This is a genomic window from Acidovorax sp. GW821-FHT10E04, assembly GCF_059415185.1.
In genome coordinates this window covers 1,033,493-1,058,374 of sequence record NZ_JBWKMT010000001.1, presented here as the reverse complement: position 1 = coordinate 1,058,374, position 24,882 = coordinate 1,033,493, and the positions used below count along the sequence as shown (strand labels likewise).

The window sequence follows — 24,882 nt, the reverse complement described above, 5'->3', positions numbered from 1 at the left end:
GCCTGCTCGGTCGGATTTCTCGCGGTCTGGCTATGCACGGGAGATCCTAGTGCAACGTGGCCGCCATGGCGGCCTCAATTGATCTCGCAAGCTGTTAGAACTGATCGTTGGAGTCCGGGCGAGACAGCGCATCGCGGACCGCACGCGGAGCTGGTGGTCGGCATTCGAGAGGGTCCGTCGGCGGAGAGCCCGGTCCTATCTTTCGATGACTGCATTGCGCCGAAAAACGTGAGGTCAAATCCCCCTTCGCCGGGCTTCAATGCAGCGTAAACAAGAGTGCCTGCAGCTCCTGGCGATTGTGGACACGTAGTCGGTCATAGATCTGGCGTCGATAGGACGTAGTAGTGTGGGTGCTGATACCCATGTGCGCAGCGATCTGATCTTCGGGCAGGCCGCGTGCCAGCCAGTAGGCCAACTCGTGCTGGCGCTGCGGTAACCCAAGCGCACGCAGCGCGGGCAGCAGTTGCGTCACGCGCTGTACCCGCTGCGCGATGTGGATGCCCACCGCCCGGTCTTCGCCCTTGACGTCGGTCATCTGTGTGGCGCGCAGCGAGAACAAGCCGCTGGCGTTATGGAGGTCCATCTGCGGCAGTACGGGCGCGGCACCTTTCACCACGGAGCGCAGGCGCTCCAGCAACACCCGCAGCGCGCATGGCAGCTCGTTGCGCTGATACCACCGCAAGCCAAAGGCTAACGCCATCAACTTGTCTGCCTGGGGGGACGTCCACAGCAGCCGGCCCTGTGGCGTGGCCACCAGCGTGGCACTGTCAACCAATACGCTGCCCTGCGGATCTAGTTCGCCAGGCTGCAGGATGCGCGCCAGCCAAGGTTCCAGCCGCCCGAGCATGGCGGCGTCTTCAGGCGCGAAGCGGGGTGCACCAGGCTTGCGGCACAGCTTGAGCGAGCCGACGCCCTGGCTCTGCGGCGTGCGCAGCACCAGGCTCAGAAAGTCTTGCCACTCGCACGGCCGCGCCAACTCGTTGTAGAACTCGCTGCGCATGAACTCATGGCGCGGCACGGTGATGATCTGCTCCATCGATAGCACTCCATGCTCGTGGCGCATGGCGGCAGCGAAGTCGTGCAGGCTGTAGCGCACCAGCTTGAGTTCCGACGCTCTCAGCTGCGGATCGAAATAGAGGTGCATCCACTCGCGCGCGGCCGAGGGTTCGCTATACGCATCCCACACCCCGTCGGTATCGGGGTGGAAGTACACGCCTGTATCAAAGCCGATCAAGCGATGCAGTTCATGCAGCACAGGTTCGATAAGCTCCGGCCCGCTGAAATCCAGGCAGGCCATTTGTTGCAGGCGCGCCACGGCCTATTGCTGAATGCGGGGAAGAGACATGGAGCCGCGATCTAGTTGTACGTCGCAACGTATCAATGCGCTGCGCACGCAACAACTTAGCACATGGATAACTTTTTTGCCCCACCCCCAAGGGGGTGCTGGCATGCAATGAGCTTCACCCCCCTAGGGGCGTGGCGGCGGGGGATGAGATTTTCTACAGTGCTTGGGATAGAAGTTTTTGCTCCCGTATCACATGAAAAAACAATGCATCGCCGCTTTGCTCGCCCTCACTGCCTGCGCCTGGGCGCAGGCCGCCACCCTGGTCGTCGATACCGCCGCTGACCTGAGCGACCCCACCCCAGGGGACGGCATGTGCGGCACGGGCGTAGCGGGCACCTGCTCGCTGCGCGCCGCCATACAGGAGGCCAACGCGCTGCCCGGCGCCGACACCATCACTCTGTACTCGGGCAACTACGAGCTGACGCAAGCGCCCGCAAACAACCTCCTCACCATCAGCAGCGACCTCACCATCAACGGCATGGGCGTGAGCGCGGGTGCCACCGCCATCAACGGTGGCGGCGACCGCCTGGTGCTGCAAATCACCGGCAACCACACCGTCAACCTGACCAACCTCGCCATCATCGGCGGCACCGGCGCGGGCTCGGCGTTTGGGGGCGGCCTGGTCGTTGGGGGCGGAACGGCCACACTCACTCGGGTGGGGTTGCAAGGCAACAGTTCAGCGAGCTCCACCACCAAGCAGGGCGGAGGCATCTATGTGCACGACACGGCCACACTCCACCTGATCGACAGCGTCGTGACCGGCAACACCGCTGGTATTGCCGGTGGCGGGGTCATGGTGCGCGTCGGCGGCACCGCGCACATCAGCGGCAGCACCATCGACAACAACACCGTGGCCAGCCCTGCCGGCAGCGGGGGCGGCATCGGCGTCGGCGGCACGCTGCACCTCGTCAACTCCACTATCTCGGGCAACACGGCGCCACAAGGCAGCGGCATCAGCGTGACGGCCAACGGCACTGCCGACGTCCGCTTTGCCACCATCGCTGCCAACACAGCCACCCAGCCGGGCGGTGCCCAACTGGCAGCGGTCGGTCCTGCCCAGATCAGCGGCAGCATCGTGGCCAACCCGACGGTGGGCATCAATTGCTGGAACCTGACGGACCAACTGCAATCCGGCGGCAACAACCTCGATAGCGGCACCACCTGCGGCTTTGGCGCGGCAGGCGACATCGCCAGCGCCAACCCGCTGCTGGGGCCGCTGGCCTACGTCAACAACCTGATCGCCCCCATCCACGCACTGCAAGCGGGCAGCCCTGCCATTAACGCCGGCCCCACCACAGGGCAAATACCCGCCACCGACCAGCCCGGCACCGCCCGGGTGCAGATGGGGCGGGCCGACATCGGGGCCTATGAATCGGCCCTGGGCATCTGGGCCGGGGGCGGCAACGTGCAGGCCGTGCCCGTGGACAACCCTTTTGCCTTGACGCTGGCGGCCGTCGGTCTACTGGGCCTTGCCTTGCGTGGGCGGCGCAAGAACTCCTAAAAAGATAGCTTTCTGCGCTTGCTAGATAAGTGCTGGTGGCACTTTTTCTGCCACACCCTCTTGCCATGAAAAAACAACTAGCCCTCATCACCCTGGCCGCATTCGCCCACACGGGCGCCTGGGCCGCCACCTATAGCTACACCAGCAACCTGTACGACTCGGCCACTGTGCACAACTTCATCGCCCCTTGTGGCGTGGGCGATTGCGCCAACTTCAGCACCGCCATGTGGCCGACGGCCACGATCACCACCACTGTGGCGCTCCCGCCCAACATGACGAGTGACTCCATCCCTCTGGGCAATATCACAGCGTTCTCGATTTTTGACGGCCTGGTCGTCTATGCCAGCGGCGACCCCTTGGTCACGCTGAACTTCGCCCAAGCCACCACCGATGCCGCAGGCCAACTGACCAAGCTGCAGATACTCGCTACGCGTTGGCAGCAATCCGGGCCGCATAACGGCGCCAACATGCGCTTGGACGACGTCAACACGACCTCTCGCAGCCGTCACAACGTGATCTGCCTGACCACTGCCCCAGCGCCTGGGGGTGGCGACACGTGTACCCAGAGCGAGGGCAACGGCACCTGGGACGACAACACCAGTTGGGCCGACCCAGGCGCCCTGGCGCCTCCAGGCCCCTCCGCTGGCGTGCAGTCCGTGCCGGTGGACAACCCCTTCGCCCTGGCGCTGACCGCCGCCGGCCTGCTGGGCCTGGCCCTGCGCGGGCGGCGCAATCTCACTTCTTAAAACTCACCCGCTTCCATGAAGAAAACCCTCACACTGCTGGCTGCCGCCTTCCTCCAGGCCGGCGCCTGGGCCGCCACCTACACCTACACGGGCCCGGCCTACACCGCGCCCGCCCTGCACAACTTCACCAACTGCCTTGCCGGCAATTGCGGCGCCTACACCACGGCCATGGGGCAGGCAGGCTCGTTCTCCACGGCGTCGCCTTTGCCGAACAATCTCAGCAACCAGGACATCACGGCGCAGGTGACTTCGTTCTCGTTTACCGATGGACTGACCACCTATGCCAGCAGCGACCCGCAGGTGTCGCTGGCCTACATCACGGCCACCACCATGGGCGGGGTGCTGGATCTCGCCGTCGCCGTGCAGCGCTGGCAAACGCCCGCCCCGCATGCGCAGGGCGACCACATCGACTTCATGAACATCCACTACTGAGGCGCCCACAATGGACTGTGCAACGCGCCACCGGGTCTCACCGTGCAGGGCGCCGTGATGTGTGGAAACATCGACTCGGGCGACGCCTATTCGAGCCAATGGGACGGCGAACCGGGCGGCACCTGGGCACTCTCCGCCACACCGCCCACGCCGGGCGGCGTCAACGCCGTGCCCACCTTGGGCGAATGGGGGCTGCTGCTGCTGTCCGCCCTGATGGTGGGGGTGGGCGCGTGGCGGTGGCGCAAGCAGCGTTCTGCATAAAAAGAGGCTGAAGCAACTATGCAGCGGGCGTAAGCAGCTATTGAGTCGTTAGTGAGTTCACTCCATCTTTTGCGGGCAACAGCCCGCCTTTTTTTGTGCAGGAGTCTTTCGAGATCGCCCGAACAAATTCACCTAGTGCGCCAAGGCTTCGCGCAGACCAAATGCCATCAACTTCGATTCCGCAAAACGCTTGAAATATGAGCAAAATGAAGGATGTAAAGACCGGGGAACAAGCCGGGGAACAAGACGGGTTTTTGTCGTGAAAGTTGGCTTATATAAGCTGTTTCCATAAATCATTCAGTAGACGCCAGCCCACCATACACCCGTCCAAGGGCGTCCACACTAATCCAGTGGACGCCCTTTTTCTTTGGTAAATCAAGGACTTAGCGTCCATGGCCGTCCAGGCTTGTCCATCCCCAGCCAACGCAAACTGGGGGTACAAATGGGGGTACAACCAGAGAAATCTGGTGAAATCGGTGTTTTGTACCCCCACTTCCCTCTGTAGAAGGGGGTTCGCCATAGGGGAATCTGTACCCCCGCCGGCTGCCCTCATCCATCGTTTTGTACCCCCATGCCCCATCCAAGACACCACCACACACTGGAAACGGCCAGTCTGTGGCGGTTTTCTTTGCCCCGAAGTGTCTTCGTAGGGTGCTGAGAATCGCACCGAAATCGCACGCGAATCGCACCGATCAGGCGCTTCCCACAATGCGCAATTCGGCCTTGGACTTCTGGTAGTCCTTGCGGATGAACTTTCCGCAGGTCCGGAACATCTCCACGTCTTCATGTCCCAACTGCTGGGCGACGTACCAGGGGTTCTGGCCAGAGGTCGGCAGGGTGGAGGCAGAGGCGTGGCGAACCTGATAGGGGTTCAGGTAAGGCACACCCGACCGCTTCAACGTCCTTCAGGCCGCCAGTCAGCCTCCGCTCCTGACGTGTACTCTGTTGGGGAGCCTTTCCCAGTTTTCAGGCACCGATGGGCGGAGCACTTGGTACTGCCCCGCCTATGCCCACGCCATATTGAAGACAACAAAGGCAGCAGCCACCCAGACCAGCAGGGCGATGTGGGTCAGTTGCAGGCTCTGTTGCCGGATCCAATAGCCGAACCACAGCCCCCCGAGATGCATGGACAACAAGAACGCTGCGAAGGTGCTCAAGGCCAGGTTCAGCCAGGGCCGGGCGGTGACCAGGTCGCCCACGGCGAGCAGTTGCCAGCAGCCCGCCCAGCACGCGGCTGCCGCCACGGTCTGCAGCGCCAGCACCCACAGCAGCGCGAGTCGGTGAACGGTGGGCGAATCGATGGCCCGTGAAAGGAGTGGCGTGTCGATCGCGGGCTGCTGCTTCAGCGGCGCCATCGACATCGTTGCGCCGATGGCAGCTGTAGAGCCGCCAAGCGCGTGGCAGTTGTTGATGACGCTGATGGACAGCCAGATCGCCAGGCCCAAGGCATGGACCGCCAGGAACAGCTCCTGTGACATACCGGCCCCCATCACGAAATTCCTTGCCGACGGGTGATCCGGCGCGCCAGCAGTATGGCCACTGCGGGCGGCAGCGCGAAGGTAGCGAACAGCCACAGCGCGGCAGACTGTGCGCCCGCCGCGCCTCCTGGGCGGGTGAGCCCCGCTGCATTGGCCACAAGCCCTGCCATCGCCGCCCCGATCGCCATGCCATAGAGCTGCACCGTCGTGATGGCGGCCGACGCCGTGTCGGTTTCACCGGGCGGAGCGAGTGTCAGCAAGCGGGTGACCAGGTGCGGCCAGCCCATGCCCACGCCGGCGCCGACGCCTGCCAACGCCACACCGCAAAGCGCCATTCCTGCGCTCGCCGGCAGACCGGCGCCGGCAGGCACCAGCACCGCCAGGGCCAGCAGGGCGGCCGCGCACAGCATCGGTCCCGTGCGAAGCAGGCGCTCGGCGCGGGCTCCGGTACATCCCGAAGACACCAGCGAGCTCACACTCCAGCCGGCTGCCATGGCGGCGGTGAGGTAGCCCGCGGCCAGTGGCGTCAGGCCCTGCAGCACCTGCAGAAAGTAGGGCACGAAGATCTCGGTGGTGGTGCCGATCAGCAGCAAGGCGATGCTCGCATAGACCGCTCCCAAAGGTGAGCGCAGCCGCGTGGCGCCCGAAGGCAGCAAGCGCACGGATGCCCGGCGATCCCATGCAATCGCCGCGGCGCCCAACGCCAGCCCCGCTGCGACACCCGCCCCCTGCACCATCAGTGCCGACGAGAGGCCGCCCACGGCGACTACCATCACCGATGCCATCAGCAACACGACCTGGGCCAAAGGGATGCCCGCCTGCGCAGGGACGGCCGCGGCCTGGGTGCGTGCAGGACGCAGCTTCAGGGCGGCCAGCAGCGCCTGTAGCAGCGCCACGGGTAACAGGGTCCAGAACGCCCATCGCCAATGTCCCGCCTGCGCGAACAGGCCGCCCACGGCCGGCCCGCACAGGGTGGCCACGCCCCACATGCCGGACACCAGGGCCACCGCGCGCGGCCACAGCGCAGGCGCGAAAACGATCCGTATCAGCGCATAGCTCAACGCGGCCAGTGTGCCGCCTCCCAGGCCCTGCACGCTGCGCCCGGCCAGCATCCACGGCATGGACGGCGCACCGGCGCAGATGGCCGAGCCGAGCGCGAACACCGCCAACGCCGCCATGCAGGCGTCGCGGGGCCCCGCCACGCCGAGCAGCCGAACCGACAGCACGGCCCCCAGGATGGAGGCCACCACAAAGAGAGTGGTGCTCCAGGCGTACCAGTCCAGCCCTCCGATGTCCCGGACCACCGACGGCAATACAGTGGTCACGATGTGCACGTTGACCGCATGCAGCGCCACGCCACCGGTGAGGGCCAGGGCGAGCCAGCCATTCGTGCCGGTGAACAAGTCGCTCCAGGTGGCCGTTGAAACAGAAGGAGAAAGGGAAGGGGACACAGGAGAACTCATGGATTCACGGAGAGGGGAAAACGGGATGGCTTAAAATCCAAGTCATTCCTTGCATATTAAGTGGGTGCCATGCTTTATACAAGTAAAAACTTTGAAAATAAGGCAGATCTGCCGACGGCGGATCGCATCCTTTTTTTCATCAAGTCCAAGGGCTCCGCATCCACTGCCATGCTTGCGACGGCGATGGACCTGACGCCGGAGGCGGCCCGGCAGCAAGTCCAGAAACTGGTGGCGTCGGGATGGATCGAGGGGCGGCAGGAAGCGCTGCCTGGCGTGGGGCGCCCGCGCCAGAACTGGGTGCTGACCGAGGCCGGCAACGGCCGGTTCCCGGACACGCATGCGCAGCTGGCCGTACAGATGATCGGGTCGGTGCGCGCGTTGTTTGGCGAAGAAGGGATGGACCGTCTGATCGCGCAGCGCGAAGCCGAGGCGCGGGCCACGTATTTGCAGGTCTGCAAAGGCCGGACCCTGAAGGAGCGGCTTGAACAGCTCGCCACCGTTCGTACCGAAGAAGGCTACATGGCGCGTGTCGAACGTGACCGGAGCGGCTGGCTGTTGATCGAGGACCACTGCCCGATCTGCATCGCCGCGCGCACCTGCCAGGGTTTTTGCCGTTCGGAACTGCAGCTATTCCAGGAAGTCGCTGGTGCGGATGCCCGAGTCAGTCGTGAGCAACATCTGTTGGCGGGCGCGACGCGTTGCGTGTACCGCATCGTTGCCGTCAACCGCCAGTCCTGAGCGCTCTCAAGACACCTGCAAAGGTGAGATCGGCCTGCTGCAGGTGGAGTGTGGTCGTGAAAGCCCGGCAGTCCACGGGCTGCTTTTCCCGGTGGCTGCCATTGAGGGCTGACCCAAAAAAAACACAGCCGAAGACTTGGCCTCGGCGGCTCGTCGGCAGGGGTGGATTTTTCAGTTTCGGCCTGGTGCATACCGCCTGCTCCTTGCTCCTTCCCAACGGCGGCATGCATTTCCTGTTTGCTGTTTGCCTACTTGGCCAGCGCCACCGTTGAGTGGCGCTGGCGGTACGACCTTGTCCGTTATCCCTTCCTTGTCCGGCGCAGGGCGTCGTAGACGCCTTTCTCGTAGGCGTACAACAGATCCATGACCCTTGCATCCGCGAAAGGGAAGGTCTGGGTCGCCAGCAGTCCGGCGATGCCGGTGTGCGGATCGATCCAGAAGAAACTGTTGGCCAGGCCGGCCCACGAGAGGCTGCCTGCGGGGCGGCCCGTAGGGGCTTCCTCTTCATTGATCTGGAATGCCAAGCTCCAGGTTTTTCGCAGGCCCGGGAAGAACTCCGCGTCAGCGGTCAGCGCGATGGCAGCCTTGAGCAGGCTCACTCGCGCGTTGCCGATCTGGTTGAGCATCAGGTGGCTGACCACCGTCTCCGGCTTCAGTACACGCTCGCCGTCTAGTTGGCCGAGGTTGAGCACCATGCGCATGAAGCGGGCATAGTCGCCTGCGGTGCTGTAGAGCGCGCCACCTCCCATGTGGAACTCGGGCTCCTGAGTGATCTCGAAAGGGAAGGGGGCAAAGGCGCCGTCTTCGCCGCGCAGGTGTACGCCGGCAAGGCGCTGGCGCATGTCGGGCGTGATATGGAAGCCCGTGCTGGTCATGCCCAGCGGCCCCCAGAGGTTCTGGTGCATGAACTCGCCCAGCGTGAGGCCGGTCACGGCCTCGACCATGCGGCCGGCCCAGTCGATGCCTATGCCGTACTCCCAACGCTCGCCCGGGTCGGCCACCAGAGGCAGTTCCAGCGCCTTCAAGCGGCAGTCGATGGTTCCGGGGATGCCGAGCGCCGCCTGCACTTTTTGCATGTCGGGGTTCCAGATCTCGTAGCTGCAGCCGGAATTGTGCGAAAGCAGATGCCGCAGCGTGATCGGGCGCTTCGGTGGGCGGGTGATCGGTTGCCCTTGCGCGTCAAAACCGGTCAACACCCCCAGCGCGCCAATGGCAGGCACCACACGGGAAGCTGGCGCATCGAGGTTCAGCAGGCCGCGCTCGACGCACTGAATGGCGGCTACCGAAGTAATCGCTTTGGTCATTGAAGCAATCCACAACACCGTGTCGGGGCCCATGGCCGCACCGCCTCCCAACTGGCGCTCACCGGCGCTTCCTTCGTACAGGATGCCGTCCCGATCGGCTACGAGAGCCAGTACGCCCGGTGCGTGACCTCGTTTCACGCCGTCGGCAAGAATTTCGTCGAGCGCATTTTTCATGTTCATGTTGTCTCCTGGGAATTTTTAGTCACTCGCTTCAACGCCGCAGCATTGCGGGCGTCAGCGAGGAAAGTCTAGGAAACGAAGTGCGCTGCGGCTGGCCGTATCACGCCAGGTCTCTGGCCGCCATGTGCCAGCGACGGCCTGCCTTGTCAGCGCAATGCATGCGCCCGGAAAGCCTGTGGCGTCATCTGGCGTTGCCGATGGAACTGGCGAGCGAAATGCGACGCATCGGTGAAGCCGCAGCGCCGGCCAATCTCGCCCACCCCCAGCCGGCGAAACCGCGGCTGAGCGAGCAGGCCCGCTGCGGCCTCCACGCGCAGGGTCATGAGCGTGGTCAGGTATCCCTGGCCTTGCGCGGCCATCGCCCGGTGCAGCGTGCGCAGCGACAAGCCGGCATCGGCTGCAACCTCTGCCGCTGTCAGCCCAGGCTGCATGAAACGGGCGCGCATGACCTGGAGGGACCGTTCGTAGGCCACCTGCATGGCGGGGCGCTGCGCACCATCGACATCGTCCAGTAGTGACAGCAGTCCTCCCAACTGGTCTTCGATCAACTCGTCCTGGGAGCAGGGTCGATCCACAAGGCCGCGAGGAACCAACGCCTCCTTGATGCCACGCAGCGCCAGCCCCCAGCCAGCGTCGCCCCGCGGCGGGCGTCCAATGAGCCGCGAAGGCTCGGGCAGCCACCGTTCAACCCAATCAATGGGCAGTTCGACCGACAGGTCGTCCAGGCCAACGCCAAAGTCGAACTCGTAGGGTTCGCGAGAGTCGATGAGGATGGAATCCCCGGGCTGCAAAATGCTCGTGCGGCCCACGTGTACGGCGCGCCATGGAAGCTGGGGCTGCGATAGCAGGTAGTAGGCATTGCGCGGGCCGCGGGCTATCTCTGCGGCGGAGCGCAGGACCTTCTGCGGCGCACCCCGTGCTTGGTGCGGGAGGATGCAGTGAAGCGTGCAGCGCTCAATGCTGCCGAAGAAACCGTCTCGCTGCAGCGGCAAGGCGTCCATCTCCAGCACTTCGGCATGCAGCGCATCGCGCCAGCCCCGCAACCGCATGGATTCAGGCAGATTTTCCGACGACCAGGAGCTCAGGCTTCGCATCTCAGACCTCGGCGATTGATGGGCAAGCATAACGCGGCACCCACCGGCTTGGCCACCTGGCGCAAGTTGTGGGGCCCAGGAGTCGGCGTGGCCGACCGTCAAGCGACGGGCGGCTGGCAGCAGCGCCAGGGCGGCGCGAAAGGTGTTCCCGATGCCCACCAGGTCAAAGCCATGCAAGCCGTGACACCCCCCGGCGTGAACCAATTGGAAGCACGGGCATCGAAGGTACTTTGCCGCCCTTGGCATGGCCTCTGTTCACGGCCCCGCAGCTTGCGTGCGGGCACTCCACCCATCAGAAATCAACCCTTTGCAATGACAACGAGACTTGATCGCCCCTGGCTACCCCTTCGGGCTGCGACCACCTTCGCTGCAGCCCTGCTGCTGTCGGCGTGTGCCACGGTTGCACCACCTCCAAGAGCACCCATGCCAGAGCCTTTTCCGCCTGCCAGCCTGCCGGGCGCAGTGCAGTCCCATGTGTGGGATGTGACGTCCGCGGTGGACAGCCAGGGGCGGGCGGCCGCCCACTGGCGCCTGGACGGCCGCGCGCCCGTCCGGCTGCAGTTCGACAAGGGGCAGCTTCTGGTGCGCAACCTCTGCAATGCCGTGGGAGCCGCATACCAGCTCGACGGCCATCGCATCCAGCTGGCGCGTCCCACCAGCACGCTGCGCGCCTGCCCCGACAGCGCGCTGATGGCCCTGGAGCAGCAGGTGCTGGCCCAGCTGCCGGGTGCCCAGCGCCTGGATCTGCTGCCCGGCGGGGCATCACAGCCGCGCATGGTCCTGCACTTTGGCGACGGCAGCCGCTGGGAACTGGCGGGCACGCCCACGCCGCAGACACTGTACGGCAGCGCAGGCGAACGACTGTTCCTGGAGGTCGCGCCCCAGCGGGCGGCCTGCAGCCACGGCGTGATGAAGGGCGCTCAATGCCTGCGCGTGCGCGAGATCCGCTATTCCGCTGACGGCGTGAAGCAGTCGGAAGGCCCATGGAGCCTGTTTTACGACGAGATCCAGGGCTTTGCCCACGAGAGCGGCACCCGCACGGTGCTGCGCGTGAACCGGTTCAAGCGCCAGAACGTGCCGGCCGATGCATCGGCCTACGCCTACGTGCTGGACATGGTGGTGGAGACGGAGACCGTGCGCTGAGGCAGGTTCTCGACTGACTTCAGGCGTGCCCCAGTTTTCGCCGGGCATTTTTCGGCCCCATGCTCCGGAGGTCGTCAATGCGCGCCAGCTGCGCAGCCCGAGGACGCGCCTTGCCCGACTCCCACCGGCTCACGGACAACTGCGAGGCACCGAGCAACTGCGCCATCTGCGCCTGGGTGATGCCCAATGCGGCGCGCATCTGCCGGACGACCTCGGGGTGGAACTCCGCCTTCGACCCCTGTGCGATGGCCTTCTTGGCAACAGGCGGGGTTTCTTCCGCCACGGGGGGCTGACGCTTCGCAGCCTTGAGCTGCGAAGCGAGCGACTTGACTTCGCGTTTCAGGGCAGCGATCTCCGAGCGGTGGTTCGTGATCGCCTTGCGCATGCTCTGCAACTCAGGCTTGAGCTCCTTGCGCGCCATGCGCACGACTTCGGCCCGGAATGCGTTCGAGAAGGAATTCATGGGCGGATGGTACGTGATCTGCACGCACCCCGCAGGGCGCGACACTGACGACATGACCGGCTTGCACCGGCGGCCCGGGACGCAGCTGGCAGCGACCGTGTCACGCAAACCTTCGCCCCACCACCACGGTCGCCACCACCGCCAGCGCAAACCCCAGCGTGGTGGCATCCACCGGTTCACCGAGCAGCGGTATGGATGCCGCAATGGCAAAGAACGGCTGCAAGAGCTGTACCTGGCCCACGCGCAGCGCACCCCCCAGCGCCAAGCCGCGGTACCAGGCAAAGAACCCGGCCCACATGGAAAACACTCCCACATAGACGAATCCCGCCCACGCAGTCGCCGACACGGATTGCGTGGGCCACAACAGGAAAGTGGCGGGCAACGTCACCGGCAGGGCCATCACGCACACCCAGCAGATCACCCGCTCGGCACCCAGTGCAGGAGTCACCTGCGCCCCGTAGACATATCCCACGGAGGCGGCAATGACGCCCCCGACCAGGAGCAGATCCGCGACCTCGAAGCCCAACCCATGGCCGCCAGCACTGTGCGCCCGCAGCGCCGAGAACGCCACCACCAGCGCACTGCCCAGCAAGGCACAAACCCAGAACCCCGGGCGCGCGCGCTGGCGCAGCACCAAGGCGGCACACACCGAGGTGACCAGGGGCAGCAGGGCCGTGATCACTGCCGCATGGCCAGCCGTCACGGTGCGCAGGGCATAGGCCAGCAGCAAGGGATATCCCAGCAGGTTCCCCAGCACGGCCATCCCGAGCGGCTTCCACTGAACCCGGGTGGGCAAGGGCGGCCTGGTGAGCGCGAGAAACAGGACGGACAGCATGCCCGCAAGCGCGGCGCGCCCCAGCGTCACGAACCAGGGGGACAACTGCGGCGCATCGACCGTGCCGGTGGCCAGGCGCGTGGCGGGCAGCGTGATGCCAAAAAACGCCACGCCCAGCACCCCCAGCCAAAGACCTGCGGTCTCGCGCCGGATGGACTGGAATGCGGAAAGCTTCATCGGAAGGGGCACAGGATGGAAGGAGTCCGGTCGTCTCGACACACAACACAAGGAAGCGCAAGGGTTGCGCGCACTGCGCGCAAAACTCCTGGCGTCTGAAGAGACAGGACCGCGCCGGCCCCGGGCCAGCGCGACGGACGCAGGCTTACTTGCCCGCCTTTTCAGCCTTGCGCTGGGCCGCCCTGGGATCCACCACCGCCTTGAACCTGGCGCCGGGCACGAACTTGGGCACCGTGCTGGCAGGGATCTTCAGCGCCGCGCCGGTCGATGGGGTCTTGCCCGTGCGCGCAGCGCGCTTGGCGGACTTGAAGGTGCCAAAGCCCACCAGTTGAACGGCGTCGCCCTTCTTGACGGCAGTCTGGACGGCTTCGATCAGGGTTTCCAGCACCGCATTGGCAGCGGTCTTGGACAGGTTGTTCCTGGAGGCCAGGATGTCAACGAGTTCGGCGCGGTTCATGGTGGTGGCTCTCGATGCAAAGAGATGGGGAAAGTCGAGTTATAGCGCAGACACCCGGAACGCCGTCGCTCGGTGCCGGGCGGCACCTTTGGCAAGCACTCCGCCCCGGTCCTCTCGGCCAGCGCTTGACCGCTGATCGGTTGGTTGACCGTCTTTCCCTCCCAGCCCTCTTGAGCGGGATCCGCGCAGATTTGCGGCTGCTTGCACACCCGCTTCCCTCCAGGCAAAAGAAAAGGCGCTCACAGAGAGCCCACAGGGCGCCCGGTCTGCCTGGCCAGTGCGGGTCTGCTCGACACCGGCGGTGGTTGGCCAAGCCTCCGGGCGTGCCCTGCGCGGTGGCCACGGCCGCCCCTGTGCGTGAGGGGGCTGGCAATTGCCGGCGCCCTGCTGCTGGCCTGTGAAACCCTGCCGGCGCTTGTCGGGGCTGCGCTGGCAGCTATCGAATCAGGAGCCCACAGCGCGGAGGCGCACGCCTGCGAGCAGCATCAGCGCGCTGAGCAGCAGCACGCCCCACTGCGACAGCGTGGGCACGGCCTGTGCGTTGCCCGGCCCGCCGGGGGCCGCCGCGCTGGGCGTGGCGGCGGCGGGCGGCGCCGAGGGGGCCGAGTCGATGCCGCCCAGGGCGGAAGCGACAACGGTGAAGGTGTAGGGCGTGCCGTTGGTCAGCCCCGTCACGGTGCAGCTGGTCGCGGGGTAGTTGGCGGTGCAGGTGCGGCCGCCGGGCTGGGCGGTGACGGTGTAGTGGGCGGGCGTGGTTCCGGTGCCTGCGGGGGGTTGCCAGCGCACGGTGACCTGGGTGTTGCCGGGCTGGGCGGTGACGTTGGCGGGGGGCAGGGGGGCGGTGTGGGTGTACAGCTCGCCGGTGTTCGTGACGGCGTTGCCAGTGGTTTCGCCGCCCAGCACCAGCACCTGGCCGCCAGCAAGCAGGGTCGCGGTGTGGCCCCGGCGGGCGGTGACCAAGTCGGGCTGCCGGGTGGCTTGACCCGGGCCGGAGGCAAAGGAGACTGTCGAGGCGATGACGCTGGCGCCACCCGCGCTGTCGCCCCCTGCCACCAGCACGTTGCCAGGGACACCAGGCAGCAGGGTGGCGCTGTTGCCGCCGAACTCGACAGCGGGGAGATTCGGGCCCGCCGCCCAGGTGCTGTCGGCGGGGTTGAACACCAGGGTGGTCGTGACGTGGCTGTTGCCGCCTGCCACCAGCACCCGGCCATCGGGCAACAGCGTGGCGGTGTGCCGCGCACGGTAGAAGGTGTTCAGGGCGGGCACGGGCACCTCCGTCCATGCGCCCGTGGCGGGGTCGCGCAGGTAGGCGCTTTGGGCGGCGATGTTGCCGTTGTCGTAGCCGCCCACCACCAGCACGCGGCCATCGGGCAGCAGCGTGGCGGTGTGCTCGCGCCTGCGGGCGGGCAGGTCGATGCCGCTGGACCAGGTGCCGGTGACGGGGTCGAAGATTTCCACGGAGGACAGCGCCTCCTGCCCCGCGATGCCCCGGCCGCCCACCACGAGCACGGTGCCATTGGGCAGCAGCGTGGCGGTGTGGTGGGAGCGGCGCAGCGTCAGCTGGCCCGTGCTGGCGGCGAAGGTGTTGGTCAGGGCGCTGTAGAGGAGGCTGTTGGCGTTGGCGCTGTTCACCGGGCCGGCCTCCCGCCCGCCGACCAGCAGCACATTGCCGCCGGGCAGCGGGGTGGCGGTGTGGCCGAAACGGGGGCTGGGCAGGTCGGGGCCGCTGCTCCAGGTGTTGGCCGCGGGGTTGTACAGGCGGGTGGTGGCGAGGGCGATGGGGTTGTTTCCGCCATCCACGTTGCCGGTGTCGCCGCCCGCCACCAGCACGGTGGAATCGGCCAGCCGGGTTGCGGTGTGCAGCGTGCGGGCCTCGTCCATGGGCGCGATGGGGGTCCAGCCCGCATGGGCGGCGGCCATGCCCAGGCACAGCGCGCTGGCGTGCAGCAGGCGCCGCAGGGCTCTGCGGTGGTGGGTGGTGGGTGAGTGCATGGGGGTGAGATCCTCTTTTTTGTGGTTAAAAGTGGCTCCAGCGCTTTTATGGAAAGGCGCTGGCAGCTATCGAATCAGGAGTTGATGGCACGGCGGCGAACGACTGCCAGCAGTACCAGCACGCTCAGCAGCAGCACGCCCCACTGCGACAGCGTGGGCACGGGTTGCACACCACCGGGGCCTGGAGGCATCGCGCGGGGCGTGGCGATGACCAGCGGGAACGAGTTGGCGGACACGCTGCCATTGGCTCCGGTGGCCGTCACCCAGAGGGTGTAGGCCGTGCCATTGGTCAGGCCCGGCACGGTGCAGCGGGTGGTGGGCGCTGGCACGGTGCAGCTGGCGCCGCCTTGGCTGGCCGTGACGGTGTAGCTCACGGGCGGCGTGCCGCCCACGGGTGCCAGCCAGTTCAGTGTGATCTGGCCGTTGCCGGGCTGGGCCGTCACGCCCGTGGGGGCGCCAGGGGCGGGATTGGCGCTGGGTGTCGCGAAGGCCAATGAAGGAGGGGAGATGGACCCGTCCGCTGCGGCCGCCCTCACGAGGAAGCGGTAGCTGGTGCCGTTGCTCAGACCGCTCACGGTGCAATTGGTGGCGGGGTGCGGCGCGGTGCAGGTGCCGCTGACGGCGCTCAGGTTCAGGGCGGTGACGGTGTAGCTCACCGGCGTGGCGCTCACCGCGCCGCCCGCGGGTGCTTGCCAGCGCACGGCCACTTCGCCATCGCCGGGCGTGGCGGCGGCCTGGGTGGGCACGCCCGGCGGCAGCGGCGGTGCCTCGCAGTCGCTGGCGACGGCGACGGGGTTGGCGGTGCCTATGCGCAGGCCCAGATTGAGCTGCCGGAAGCTCCGACCGCCCGATATGCCCTCGCTGAAAGTATTGATGCTCCCACTGAACTCGGCATTCCAGCTCGGGGCGGTGGCGAGCACCAAGCCATCGACGGTGTAGGGGTTGTTGTTGCTGGCCAGGCTGGTGATGTTCAAGCCGTTGGGCAGCAGCGCTCCGCTGGCATCCGTGGCGGTAAAGGGGCCCGAGAACTGCGCCCCGTTGAAGCTGGCCTGCGTGTAGACCACGTTGGCGGCATTGTTCATGCGCCAGATGACGCACCTGAGGTCGGCGGGCCGCCATGTCTGGCTTTGGGCGGTATTGCCCCCGTTGTCGTAGACCATTGTGACGGCGTAGCGCTCGCCATCGCGGATTTCGGCGAAGGTGGACTGGTCGATGGTGCCGGTGCTGGTGATGGCGAACGGCGCGGCCTGCGCCGCGCAGGCCGCGGCAGTGGCCAGCACGGCTGCGAGCCAGTGGCGCAGGGGGTGGTGCATGGCGTGTGTCATGGGTTGTGGTTAAAAAGTGCCACCGGCGCTTATTTGTCAAGCGTTGGAAGCTATCGAATCAGGAGTGATTCCAATCGCGCCCGCTGGTCCTTGGCGGCGATGGAGCATTCGTCCTCGTCGCCGAGGTAGGTGACGGGGGCGTCGGGAGCGCGCCACCAGGGCTGGCTGTGGCCGGGCATGGAAAGAAGCATTCCTCTGGATGTGCTGTCGTTGGGAAAAGGACGTGAAAAAGAGCGCTCAAGGCCGCCCCTTGCGGCGCGCGCGCATCACTTCCACGTTGGCGCGCTGCTCGGGCGTGAAGCCTGGCGCGGGCTGGGCGCCGGGCGCCTTCTCCACGGCCAGCGCCATGCCCGCGTGCAGGGCGGCCAGCGTGGCGGTGGCGTATTCGCGGCTGGTCAGGCCCTGGCGCGCCAGCGCGGCGCGCACCTGGGGGTGAGCGTCGAGCTTGCGGGCGAGGTCCTCGACCGACTCGGCGTCGGCGTCGTCGTCCTCATCGCCGCTGCTCCCGGGCGCCTGCGGCAGCTTGCGCAGCTCGGCCGCCGCCGCTTCCATGCGGTCCAGCAGCGCGGGCGTGAGGCGAAAGTGCGCCGGGTCGGCGGCGCCCGCCGCCCAGGCGCTGGCGGTGGTGGCGACCAGCGCCAGCGCGGCGAGGGTGTGGGTGATGGCAAGGGGCATGGCAGTGTTCACGAGGACAAGGTTTTGGTTTGAAGTAAAAATGGCCGAAAGCGCTTGCTGTACAAGCGCTGGCAGCTATCAAATTCGATGAGGATTTACGCAAGAACGGGTTCCGGAAAGACGTTTGCACCATGGCAAGGCCGCTGTGGCATCCTTGTTTGCGCACGTCCTGTCGATGTATCCAGGCAGCCGGGCCGGCCCGCCGTGGGGATGCGCGCAAGGCTAGGGGCGCACCGCCCGTGCGGCCCCACCCCGGCGGGGTAGTCGTGCGGCGGCGCGGCGCGCTACATTCGCGCTTTCGTGAAAAAAACCATGCCCACGCCCCGCCGCGCCACCCAAGCCGCCGCCCATCTGCGGCAACTGGCCTGCCTGGATGCCACCGGGCCGCACGCCATCGCGCCCGTGCTGGGCGAGCTGCACCACCTGATCGGGTTCGACGCGGGCTGCCTCATCCACCCCGGCGCGGGCGGCGAGATGGAGGTGTTCGTGGAGAGCCCCGTGTTGCAGGCCGCGATGCCCGACTATTTCGACCCGCGCATCCTGGCGAGCGAGGCGCGGGTGATGCACCGGGGTGCGCGCTTGTTTCAGGAGGCGCTGCGCGTGGAACGCGGCGCGCTGATGCTGCCGCAGATGGCCAAGGTGCCCCTGTCCGAGCTGGTGCGCAGCGACTTCTTCAACGCGGTGCTGCGCCCCGGCGACGTGGGCGATGGCCTGAAGCTGCCGCTGCACACGCGCGCGGGCCAGGGTGTCGGCATGTTGTGGCTGTACCGCCGCGAGGCGGACCGGCGCTTCACGCCCGAGGACGCCGCCGCGCTGGGCCGCCTCGAACCCGTGCTGGCGCGCGCGCTGCAGCCGCTGGATCCGGGCGAGGCCGGTGGCGACAGCGAGGTCTGCGGCCAGGGCCTGCTCGTCGTGTCGCCCGATGGGCGGCTGCAATGGATGTCGCCCGAGGCGCAGGCGCTGCTGGCGCTGGCCCTGGGCACGCGCTGGCGCGCGGGCGGCGGCAGTGATCTGCCGGACGTGGTGCGCCTGCTGGTGCAGCGCCTGTTCTGGCCCGCCACGGACGGCGAGGCGCCGCTGCCCGACGTGGCGGTGCGCAATGCCCACGGCGCGTTCTCGCTGCGCGCCACGCGCCTGGCGGGCGTGGCGGGGGCGGGCGAGGCGGCCGCCATCCACATCACCCGCCGGGTGCCGCGCGGCACCCGGCTGCTCGCGCACCTGCGCGCGCAGGACCTGCCCCGGCGCCAGGCCGAGCTGGCCTACTGGCTCGTGCGCGGTGCGCAAGAGTCGCAGATCGCCGAGCGCATGGGCGTGAGCATCAACACCGTGGCCTACCACCGCCGCCAGCTCTACGACGCTTTGGGCGTGCAGGGCCGCCAGGGGCTGGCCGAGCGGCTGCTGCCACCCCCATCGACAACTACCCCCCTGGGGTAGGCCGCGCGGCGCGCGGGGCCGATAGATTCGGCCCTCCATGCCCACGCACCACCAGGCGACGAACGCCATTGCGCACCTGCGCCACCTCGCCCGCCTGGATGCGAGCGGGCCGGAGCTGATCGCGCCCGTGCTCGCCTCGCTGCACGCGCTCATCGGCTTCGACTCCAGCGGCTACTTCTACCCCGGTGCGGGCGGCGAGCTGGACGTGCACATGGAACACCCCGCCGTGCAGGCCGCCGTGCCCGACCACTTCGACCCACGCATCCTGGCGAGCGAGGCGCGGGTCTTTCACAACGTGCTGCAGCACGGCGACGACATCGCCCGCCACCCGCGCGGCCCGCAGTCGCTGGCGCAGATGCTGCGCGTGCCCCCCGCCGAGCTGCTGCGCAGCGACTACTACAACGTGGTGATGCGCCCCGCCGGCGTGGCCGACTGGCTCAGCCTGCCGCTGCGCGCGCCGCAAGGCCAGGGCATGGGCCAGGGTGTGGGCATGCTGTTCCTGTTCCGCCCTCCCGGGGCGCGGCCCTTTGCCGACGAAGACCTGGCCATGCTGGCGCGGCTGCAGGCGTGGCTGGCGCGCACGCTGTGGCCCGGCGGCGTGAACGCGGGCGGCGAGGTGCTGCGCGAGGGCGTGCTCGTTGCCACGCCCCTGGGCCAGCCACTGTGGGCCTCGCCCGAGGCCGAGGCGCTCATGGCCCAGGCGCTGGGCTGGCGCTGGCGCGGCGCGGGCCGCGCGCCGCTGCCGCATGCGCTGCAGTTGCTCATCCAGCGCCTGCGCCTGCCCGGTGCGCCCGCGCCGGAAATGGCGCTGCGCAACGCCCACGGCGCGTTCCACCTGCGCGCCGCGCCCCTGGCCGCGGCCACCGGCCCCGGCGAGGCCGTGGCCCTGCACATCACCCAGCGCGTGGCCCCCGCGGCCCGCCTGCTGGAGGCGCTCGGCCGCACCGGCCTGCCCCCGCGCCAGCGCGAACTGGCCTACTGGCTTGCGCGCGGCCTGCCCGAATCGCGCATCGCCGGGTGCATGGGCATCAGCGCGAACACGGTGGTCTACCATCGGCGGCAGCTCTATGCGGCGCTGGGCGTGGCGAGCCGGGCGGAGCTGCTCGAGTGCCTGGCTGTGGGCGATATTGTCTGAGGTGTTTTGGCACGCTGGCGCTTGTGCATCATGCGCTATAAGCTATCAAATTGGGAGCACTCTGGCCATGCGGTAGCCAGCCAGCCATGCCAGCAACAGCAGGCCGGCGGCCAGAGCCGGCAGCAGGGCTCAGCGGTCCGTCGGGGCGTGAACCCGGTCCACCAGGCTCAGGACGACCCCAAGGCGCCGCACAACAAGCCATGACGTGGGAGGGCCGGGCGTGCGGAGGTCATGCCCATTTCCAAATCCTGCGCAGCACGAGGGCAACGGCGAACAGGCCCACGAGCAGGGGCGTCGTGGCTCCGGCAAAAAGCCAGCAGGGGAGGGCGTGGCTGAGCGCGGCGGTTTTCATGTTTTCGCTCCAGGGAAATATGAATACTGTGTAAATATACAGTATTGGGCTGGATATGTACCGCAGCGGCGCGATGGGAAGGCCTGGCGGGAGCGGGTTTGGTGGGGCGCGCAATCAGCGACAGCAAGCCGGGCCTGTCCGCAGGGCGGGACCCTTGCAGCGGACGGTGGATGCTTTGCCTCTGGAAGGCCGACCACGCTGTCCGCAGGGGTATGGGGGAAACCATTGTTCGCCCTGTCCGCGCATGATGGGGACAAACCTTGGTTGCGACCGGAGCTGGGCAGTTCGCCGTAAGTACCGCAGCGCCCAGAATGGAAGGTGCGGTATGTCCATCACCATCACCGTCGCGCCGACGGTCGCCCGCGAGGCCTTCGAGCGAATAGAGGCCCTGGCCCAGGGGTTGCCAGAAACCGATCCCAACTTCGAAGGCCTGTCCATCCGCGTGGAGCGGCACGACTTCACCGGTGTGCGCGACCCGCACGACGAGTTGCGGGCAGCGCACCTGCTGCATCTGGTCGAGGATGCGATTGAATCCGAGACAAGCCATTTTGGCGAGCTGCAGCCTTCCCCCCAGTGGGAACGGCAGTCACCCTCATCCCTGTTCTAAAGAAACCGCGAGGATGCTGCGCGGCTTGCGGGGGGGCGGGTACCCCCAAAGAGACACGCGGCGGTTCGTGGCCGCGCTGAAACCTTGCATGGCGGCCCGGCCGGGGCGCCGCGCCACCACGGGCCCGGCGCCAAAAAGCAGAGGCCATGCGTCCCCGGGGCGCCGCGCCCCACCCCTGGGGGTGGGTTGCTGTGGGGGGCCGGTGTGCTAGCTTTGCCTCCACGCATTGCCTGGATGCGCTGTGGCACATAACTCAACTACTCCATGCCTTTTTCCCGTATTCAGCGGCGCGCCCTGGCGCGCCTGCAACAGCTGGCCTGTCTGGACGTCAACGGTCCGCAGCTCATCGAACCCCTGCTGCATGAGCTGCACCACCTGATCGCCTTCGACACGAGCGGCTACTTCCACCCTGGCAGCGACGGCGCGCTGGATGTGTACATCGAGCCATCGCTGGCGCGTGACTTGATGCACCTGTACTTCGAGCCGCAGGTGAGGGCGAGCGAGCACAAGGTGATCCGCCGCAGCGCCCACGATTTCGCCGCCGCCGTGCGCGACGACCATGGGCCGCAGGTGATGGAGCAGCTGATCACCGTGCCGATGGGCGAGCTGCTGCGCAGCGACTTCTACAACCTGGCGCTGCGCCCCGCGGAACTGCTGGACTGCCTGAGCCTGGTGCTGCGCACGCCACAGGGGGCGGGCGTGGGCGCGCTCAAGCTGTATCGCAGGCCGCAGGCGCCGCGCTTCGGGGCCGAAGACGCAGCCCTGCTGGCCCGGCTGGAGCCGTGGCTGGCGCGCATCCTGCAGCCCGGCGAAGTGGATGCGCACGACAGCGTGGTGCATGAAAGCGCCATGCTGGTGGCCTCGCCGCAAGGGCAGCTGCTGTGGACATCGCCCCAGGCCGACCGGCTGATGGCGCTGGCGTTCGGGCCGCGCTGGTACCGGCGTGCCGAACTGCCGCCCGCGCTCCAGGCGCTGCTGCAGCGCCTGGAACATGCCCGCCAGGGGGGCAGCGTCCGCGCGCCGCCGCAGCTGGACCTGCGCAACGCCAGCGGCGCGTTTTCGCTGCGCGCGACGCTGATGGCCGCCGCGGCCGGCGAAGGCCGGGCGGCGGGCATCCACATCACCCAGCGGGTCTCGCGCGTGGCGCAGCTGCTGCCCGCGTTGCGCGCGCTGGGCCTGCCGCAGCGCCAGCACGAGCTTGCGTACTGGCTCGCGCGCGGCCTGCCCGAGGCGCAGATCGCCACGCGGATGGGCATCAGCGAGAACACCACCACCTACCACCGCCGCCAGATCTACACACGGCTGGGCGTGCAAAGCCGGCTGGAGCTGCAGGACTACCTCTTCGCACCGGCATGAGGGAGGGCACGGCCAGCCGCGCGCACGCGCCCACGCACGCACCACGGACCCGGTGGGCTGGCGCCGGAGTGGAGATGGCCTTGACGGCGGCGCGGCGCACGGCCGCTACCCCGGATGGCCGTCGGCCCGTGGGCGGGACAGCACCGGCCAGTAGCGCACGGCGTACAGCGCAAAGCCTGCCGACCAGAGGGCGGCGGACAGCAGGCTGGCGTGCACCGTCTGCGCGGGGCTGGCGAGCGGCACCGCCACACGCACGGCGGCGGCCAGCAGCACCAGCAGGTAGCAGGCGGTGTCGCAGCGGTCCGCGCGCAGGGGCCGCCCCGTGTGGCCGCGCGCGGTGCGCGTCATCATTCCGATGATGAGACCGCCCACCGCGCCCACCGTCAGGGCGTGGGTGGCCAGGGAGGAGGCCGCCAGGCCCAGGTCGCCCAGGCAGCGAAGCAGCAGGTGCACGGGAATCCAGAGATAGGCCATGTGCAGCACCCAGACCAGCGGCACGCGCAGCGCCGTCCAGGGCTGCCACAGCGCCCAGCGCCAGGTGTGAGCCAGACAGGCGAATGCCGCGATGGTGGCCAGTGGCCATCCGCCCAGGCCCGTGGCGTCCGCGGCGAGCAGGGCCAGCACCGATCCCAGCGCGGCCTTTTCCACGGCAGGCCGCCGGGTTGCTTGCGCACCCGCCACGCCGTTGTTGGTGAACATCGGGATCACGCGCCCGCCCATGACGGCCAGGATGAAAAGAACCACGTCCAGCGCGATCCGGATGCCGAGCCCTGCGGGGACGGGAAAGACGCCCAGCTGCGACAGATGGAAAAGCAGCATGGCGGCGCCCAGCAGCAGGAGCAGCGCCACAAAGAAATAGTTGCGCTGGTTCCGCGCCTTCCAGAACGCAATGCCCAGGCTGGCCGCCGCGGCCAGCGGAAACGCCACGTTCACCACGGCGGCCGTGGCTGCGAAGGGTGTGAGCACCAGAATCCGTCCCGCCACCCACAGGGCGGCCAGCGCACCCAGGCGCCATCCCGTCGGGGTGGGAAGGTTGGTCCAGTTGCGGCCGGCGGTGTAGAGAAAGCCCACGATGACCGCCAGCGCGAAGCCGAACAGCATCTCGTGGGCATGCCAGAGCGGGCCCGCCAGATAGGGGCGGCCCAGCGCGCCGGAGAACTGCAGCGCCCACAAGGGAACGGACAGCGCTGCGAACACGCTTGCCAGCAGGTAGAACGGCCGGAAACCGAGCGCGAACAGGGCCAACCCCCGGGACAGGGCGGGGCGCGGTTCTTCCATGCCGATAGGGAGTGCCATGGCGGTAGGGCCCCGGCCCGGGCTACGCACCGCCGCAAGCGCCGCAGCATTGCCCGCTGCCGTGGCCTGGGGCGCGTTGTTTCTGGATGCGCACGCGCCATTGTGCGGGCCCGTTCTCCAGGTAGCTCCAGGTGAACTGGCCCGGCAGTTCTTCCTGGAACTGGTAGTACAGCGGCCGGGGATCGTGGTCGTTGACCAGGTCCATGGCCTGCCCGGCAGCCAGCTTGCCAAAGGCGAGAAAAATGGACGGATGGCGCTCGCGGGGGGCGATTGCGCGCACGTCGATGGTGGCTGCGGTGGTTGCTTGGTCTTGCATGGTGCTTAAAGATTCATGTTTTATGAATCTATTATGGCGCGTGCCGCCGGAACGTCAATTGATGAGTGTCAATGAATGGATGCCGTGAGGGATGCCGTGATGAATGCCGTCGCCATGCCGAGCCCGGGCAGGCACGGCGCGGTCAAGGGCGGGGCCTGCCTGTGCCTGCGCCCGCCGCAAGCCCGGCCGGCTTCGGCGCCGGGGGCCGTCGCTTGTTCAGGAAAGGGAGGAGGCCGCGGTCAGCTCGCCCAGGTCGCGTTCGAGCAGTGCGGGGTCGCCCAGCTGCAGCTCGATCAGGCGGCGCAGGTGGGTCACGCTGTCCAGGTCGATCCCGCGGCACAGCAGACCGGTGTGCAGCCCCTCCACGTGCGCGACCTCGGTGGACATGGCGATGTGGTTGCCGGTTTCGGCCAAGGGAATGGTCAGCTGGCACAGCATGCCGGTCTGCAGGTTCGCCTGCGCCGGTGCCACCAGCAGCGCGCCCTTGAGCGAAAGGTCCTGCACGTGGACGCTGAAGGCGTCGGTGGACGTGGTCAGCAAGGCCGGCGCGTCAAAGCCGACGCGGACAAAGTGGCGGCGTTCGTGGGGCATCGCTGTCTCCTGGACCGAAGCGGGTGGTGGCACATGCTACTCCAAGCCCGGCGACTGCACGCATTTGCCGGGCACGCCGGGCCGCCGGATGAACCTGCCTCAGGCGGCGTGGGGCGGCGGCGGGCAGCCCGGTTCTGTCGCCATTTGCTTACATCTTTTGCGCGGATTCGGGTTTAGGGTAGGGCG

General features: G+C 67.6%; 27 protein-coding genes. 10 read left to right on the top strand and 17 right to left on the bottom strand.

What is annotated here, in order from left to right:
- Positions 1-256 precede the first annotated feature (256 nt).
- Complete coding sequence (locus tag AC07OC_RS04825) at positions 257-1,315, bottom strand: helix-turn-helix transcriptional regulator (protein WP_494600450.1); 1,059 nt, start codon at positions 1,313-1,315, stop codon at positions 257-259.
- Positions 1,316-1,538: 223 nt separating this feature from the next.
- Here AC07OC_RS04825 and AC07OC_RS04820 point away from each other — a divergent pair, with 223 nt between their 5' ends.
- The 4 genes from AC07OC_RS04820 (at position 1,539) to AC07OC_RS04805 (ending at position 4,285) form a co-directional block, all read left to right on the top strand.
- Positions 1,539-2,846 (top strand): choice-of-anchor Q domain-containing protein, encoded by a 1,308-nt coding sequence (locus AC07OC_RS04820; protein ID WP_494600449.1) that lies wholly within the window; start codon positions 1,539-1,541, stop codon positions 2,844-2,846.
- Positions 2,847-2,911: 65 nt separating this feature from the next.
- Entirely contained in the window at positions 2,912-3,592 is a 681-nt protein-coding gene (locus AC07OC_RS04815; RefSeq protein WP_494600448.1) for a hypothetical protein, read from the top strand.
- A gap of 15 nt (positions 3,593-3,607) precedes the next feature.
- Positions 3,608-4,024, top strand: coding sequence for a hypothetical protein (locus AC07OC_RS04810; RefSeq protein ID WP_494600447.1), 417 nt, complete (start codon positions 3,608-3,610; stop codon positions 4,022-4,024).
- 57 nt (positions 4,025-4,081) lie between these two features.
- Positions 4,082-4,285, top strand: coding sequence for an IPTL-CTERM sorting domain-containing protein (locus AC07OC_RS04805; protein WP_494600456.1), 204 nt, complete (start codon positions 4,082-4,084; stop codon positions 4,283-4,285).
- A 692-nt stretch (positions 4,286-4,977) separates the two neighbouring features.
- On the opposite strand, the gene AC07OC_RS04800 is transcribed toward AC07OC_RS04805, so the two are convergent.
- From AC07OC_RS04800 to AC07OC_RS04790, 3 genes are all read right to left on the bottom strand, one after another.
- A complete protein-coding gene (locus tag AC07OC_RS04800; protein ID WP_494600446.1) occupies positions 4,978-5,169 on the bottom strand; it encodes a hypothetical protein in 192 nt (63 codons plus the stop codon).
- A gap of 120 nt (positions 5,170-5,289) precedes the next feature.
- On the bottom strand, positions 5,290-5,763 hold the full coding sequence (locus AC07OC_RS04795) for a DUF2165 family protein (protein ID WP_255590829.1): 474 nt from the start codon (positions 5,761-5,763) through the stop codon (positions 5,290-5,292).
- 11 nt (positions 5,764-5,774) lie between these two features.
- Positions 5,775-7,226: an MFS transporter gene (locus AC07OC_RS04790; protein WP_494600445.1), complete on the bottom strand. Its 1,452-nt coding sequence runs from the start codon at positions 7,224-7,226 to the stop codon at positions 5,775-5,777.
- A 69-nt stretch (positions 7,227-7,295) separates the two neighbouring features.
- On the opposite strand from AC07OC_RS04790, the gene AC07OC_RS04785 reads away from it, so the two are divergent.
- A complete protein-coding gene (locus tag AC07OC_RS04785) occupies positions 7,296-7,964 on the top strand; it encodes a helix-turn-helix transcriptional regulator (RefSeq protein ID WP_218338742.1) in 669 nt (222 codons plus the stop codon).
- A gap of 299 nt (positions 7,965-8,263) precedes the next feature.
- On the opposite strand, the gene AC07OC_RS04780 is transcribed toward AC07OC_RS04785, so the two are convergent.
- Together AC07OC_RS04780 and AC07OC_RS04775 are read right to left on the bottom strand one after the other, a co-directional pair.
- Positions 8,264-9,448, bottom strand: coding sequence for a serine hydrolase domain-containing protein (locus tag AC07OC_RS04780; protein ID WP_255590828.1), 1,185 nt, complete (start codon positions 9,446-9,448; stop codon positions 8,264-8,266).
- 146 nt (positions 9,449-9,594) lie between these two features.
- A complete protein-coding gene (locus tag AC07OC_RS04775) occupies positions 9,595-10,542 on the bottom strand; it encodes a helix-turn-helix domain-containing protein (protein ID WP_494600444.1) in 948 nt (315 codons plus the stop codon).
- Positions 10,543-10,965: 423 nt separating this feature from the next.
- Here AC07OC_RS04775 and AC07OC_RS04770 point away from each other — a divergent pair, with 423 nt between their 5' ends.
- Positions 10,966-11,685: an META and DUF4377 domain-containing protein gene (locus tag AC07OC_RS04770; protein WP_255590827.1), complete on the top strand. Its 720-nt coding sequence runs from the start codon at positions 10,966-10,968 to the stop codon at positions 11,683-11,685.
- Positions 11,686-11,704: 19 nt separating this feature from the next.
- On the opposite strand, the gene AC07OC_RS04765 is transcribed toward AC07OC_RS04770, so the two are convergent.
- The 7 genes from AC07OC_RS04765 to AC07OC_RS04735 form a co-directional block, all read right to left on the bottom strand.
- Entirely contained in the window at positions 11,705-12,148 is a 444-nt protein-coding gene (locus tag AC07OC_RS04765) for a helix-turn-helix domain-containing protein (protein ID WP_218295259.1), read from the bottom strand.
- A gap of 100 nt (positions 12,149-12,248) precedes the next feature.
- Positions 12,249-13,160: a DMT family transporter gene (locus AC07OC_RS04760; RefSeq protein WP_218338739.1), complete on the bottom strand. Its 912-nt coding sequence runs from the start codon at positions 13,158-13,160 to the stop codon at positions 12,249-12,251.
- Positions 13,161-13,305: 145 nt separating this feature from the next.
- Entirely contained in the window at positions 13,306-13,617 is a 312-nt protein-coding gene (locus AC07OC_RS04755; protein ID WP_218338738.1) for an HU family DNA-binding protein, read from the bottom strand.
- A 444-nt stretch (positions 13,618-14,061) separates the two neighbouring features.
- Entirely contained in the window at positions 14,062-15,609 is a 1,548-nt protein-coding gene (locus tag AC07OC_RS04750) for an IPTL-CTERM sorting domain-containing protein (RefSeq protein ID WP_494600443.1), read from the bottom strand.
- 74 nt (positions 15,610-15,683) lie between these two features.
- Positions 15,684-16,934: an IPTL-CTERM sorting domain-containing protein gene (locus AC07OC_RS04745; RefSeq protein WP_494600442.1), complete on the bottom strand. Its 1,251-nt coding sequence runs from the start codon at positions 16,932-16,934 to the stop codon at positions 15,684-15,686.
- A gap of 50 nt (positions 16,935-16,984) precedes the next feature.
- Positions 16,985-17,125, bottom strand: coding sequence for a hypothetical protein (locus AC07OC_RS04740; RefSeq protein ID WP_494600441.1), 141 nt, complete (start codon positions 17,123-17,125; stop codon positions 16,985-16,987).
- 46 nt (positions 17,126-17,171) lie between these two features.
- Positions 17,172-17,609 carry a hypothetical protein gene (locus AC07OC_RS04735; protein ID WP_218338735.1) on the bottom strand — a complete coding sequence of 146 codons (438 nt, stop codon included), beginning with the start codon at positions 17,607-17,609 and terminating at the stop codon, positions 17,172-17,174.
- Between the two features lie 312 nt (positions 17,610-17,921).
- On the opposite strand from AC07OC_RS04735, the gene AC07OC_RS04730 reads away from it, so the two are divergent.
- Positions 17,922-19,043, top strand: a complete 1,122-nt coding sequence (locus AC07OC_RS04730; protein WP_492245391.1) for a helix-turn-helix transcriptional regulator — start codon at positions 17,922-17,924, stop codon at positions 19,041-19,043.
- A gap of 37 nt (positions 19,044-19,080) precedes the next feature.
- Complete coding sequence (locus AC07OC_RS04725) at positions 19,081-20,178, top strand: helix-turn-helix transcriptional regulator (RefSeq protein ID WP_218338734.1); 1,098 nt, start codon at positions 19,081-19,083, stop codon at positions 20,176-20,178.
- Positions 20,179-20,407: 229 nt separating this feature from the next.
- On the opposite strand, the gene AC07OC_RS04720 is transcribed toward AC07OC_RS04725, so the two are convergent.
- The gene (locus AC07OC_RS04720) at positions 20,408-20,530 is read right to left on the bottom strand and encodes a hypothetical protein (protein WP_255590824.1); all 123 of its coding nucleotides are present in this window, start codon (positions 20,528-20,530) and stop codon (positions 20,408-20,410) included.
- A 325-nt stretch (positions 20,531-20,855) separates the two neighbouring features.
- Here AC07OC_RS04720 and AC07OC_RS04715 point away from each other — a divergent pair, with 325 nt between their 5' ends.
- Positions 20,856-21,137 carry a hypothetical protein gene (locus tag AC07OC_RS04715; RefSeq protein WP_218295251.1) on the top strand — a complete coding sequence of 94 codons (282 nt, stop codon included), beginning with the start codon at positions 20,856-20,858 and terminating at the stop codon, positions 21,135-21,137.
- Between the two features lie 264 nt (positions 21,138-21,401).
- Positions 21,402-22,493, top strand: coding sequence for a helix-turn-helix transcriptional regulator (locus tag AC07OC_RS04710; protein ID WP_218295250.1), 1,092 nt, complete (start codon positions 21,402-21,404; stop codon positions 22,491-22,493).
- 105 nt (positions 22,494-22,598) lie between these two features.
- Here the strand turns inward: AC07OC_RS04710 and AC07OC_RS04705 are convergent, their stop codons facing one another.
- The 3 genes from AC07OC_RS04705 to AC07OC_RS04695 all read right to left on the bottom strand — a co-directional run bounded on the left by AC07OC_RS04705 (position 22,599) and on the right by AC07OC_RS04695 (position 24,696).
- Positions 22,599-23,789 carry an NnrS family protein gene (locus AC07OC_RS04705; RefSeq protein WP_218338733.1) on the bottom strand — a complete coding sequence of 397 codons (1,191 nt, stop codon included), beginning with the start codon at positions 23,787-23,789 and terminating at the stop codon, positions 22,599-22,601.
- A 22-nt stretch (positions 23,790-23,811) separates the two neighbouring features.
- Positions 23,812-24,105, bottom strand: coding sequence for a DUF2249 domain-containing protein (locus AC07OC_RS04700; RefSeq protein WP_218295248.1), 294 nt, complete (start codon positions 24,103-24,105; stop codon positions 23,812-23,814).
- A gap of 216 nt (positions 24,106-24,321) precedes the next feature.
- Complete coding sequence (locus tag AC07OC_RS04695) at positions 24,322-24,696, bottom strand: PilZ domain-containing protein (protein ID WP_218295247.1); 375 nt, start codon at positions 24,694-24,696, stop codon at positions 24,322-24,324.
- Between the last annotated feature and the right edge of the window lie 186 nt (positions 24,697-24,882).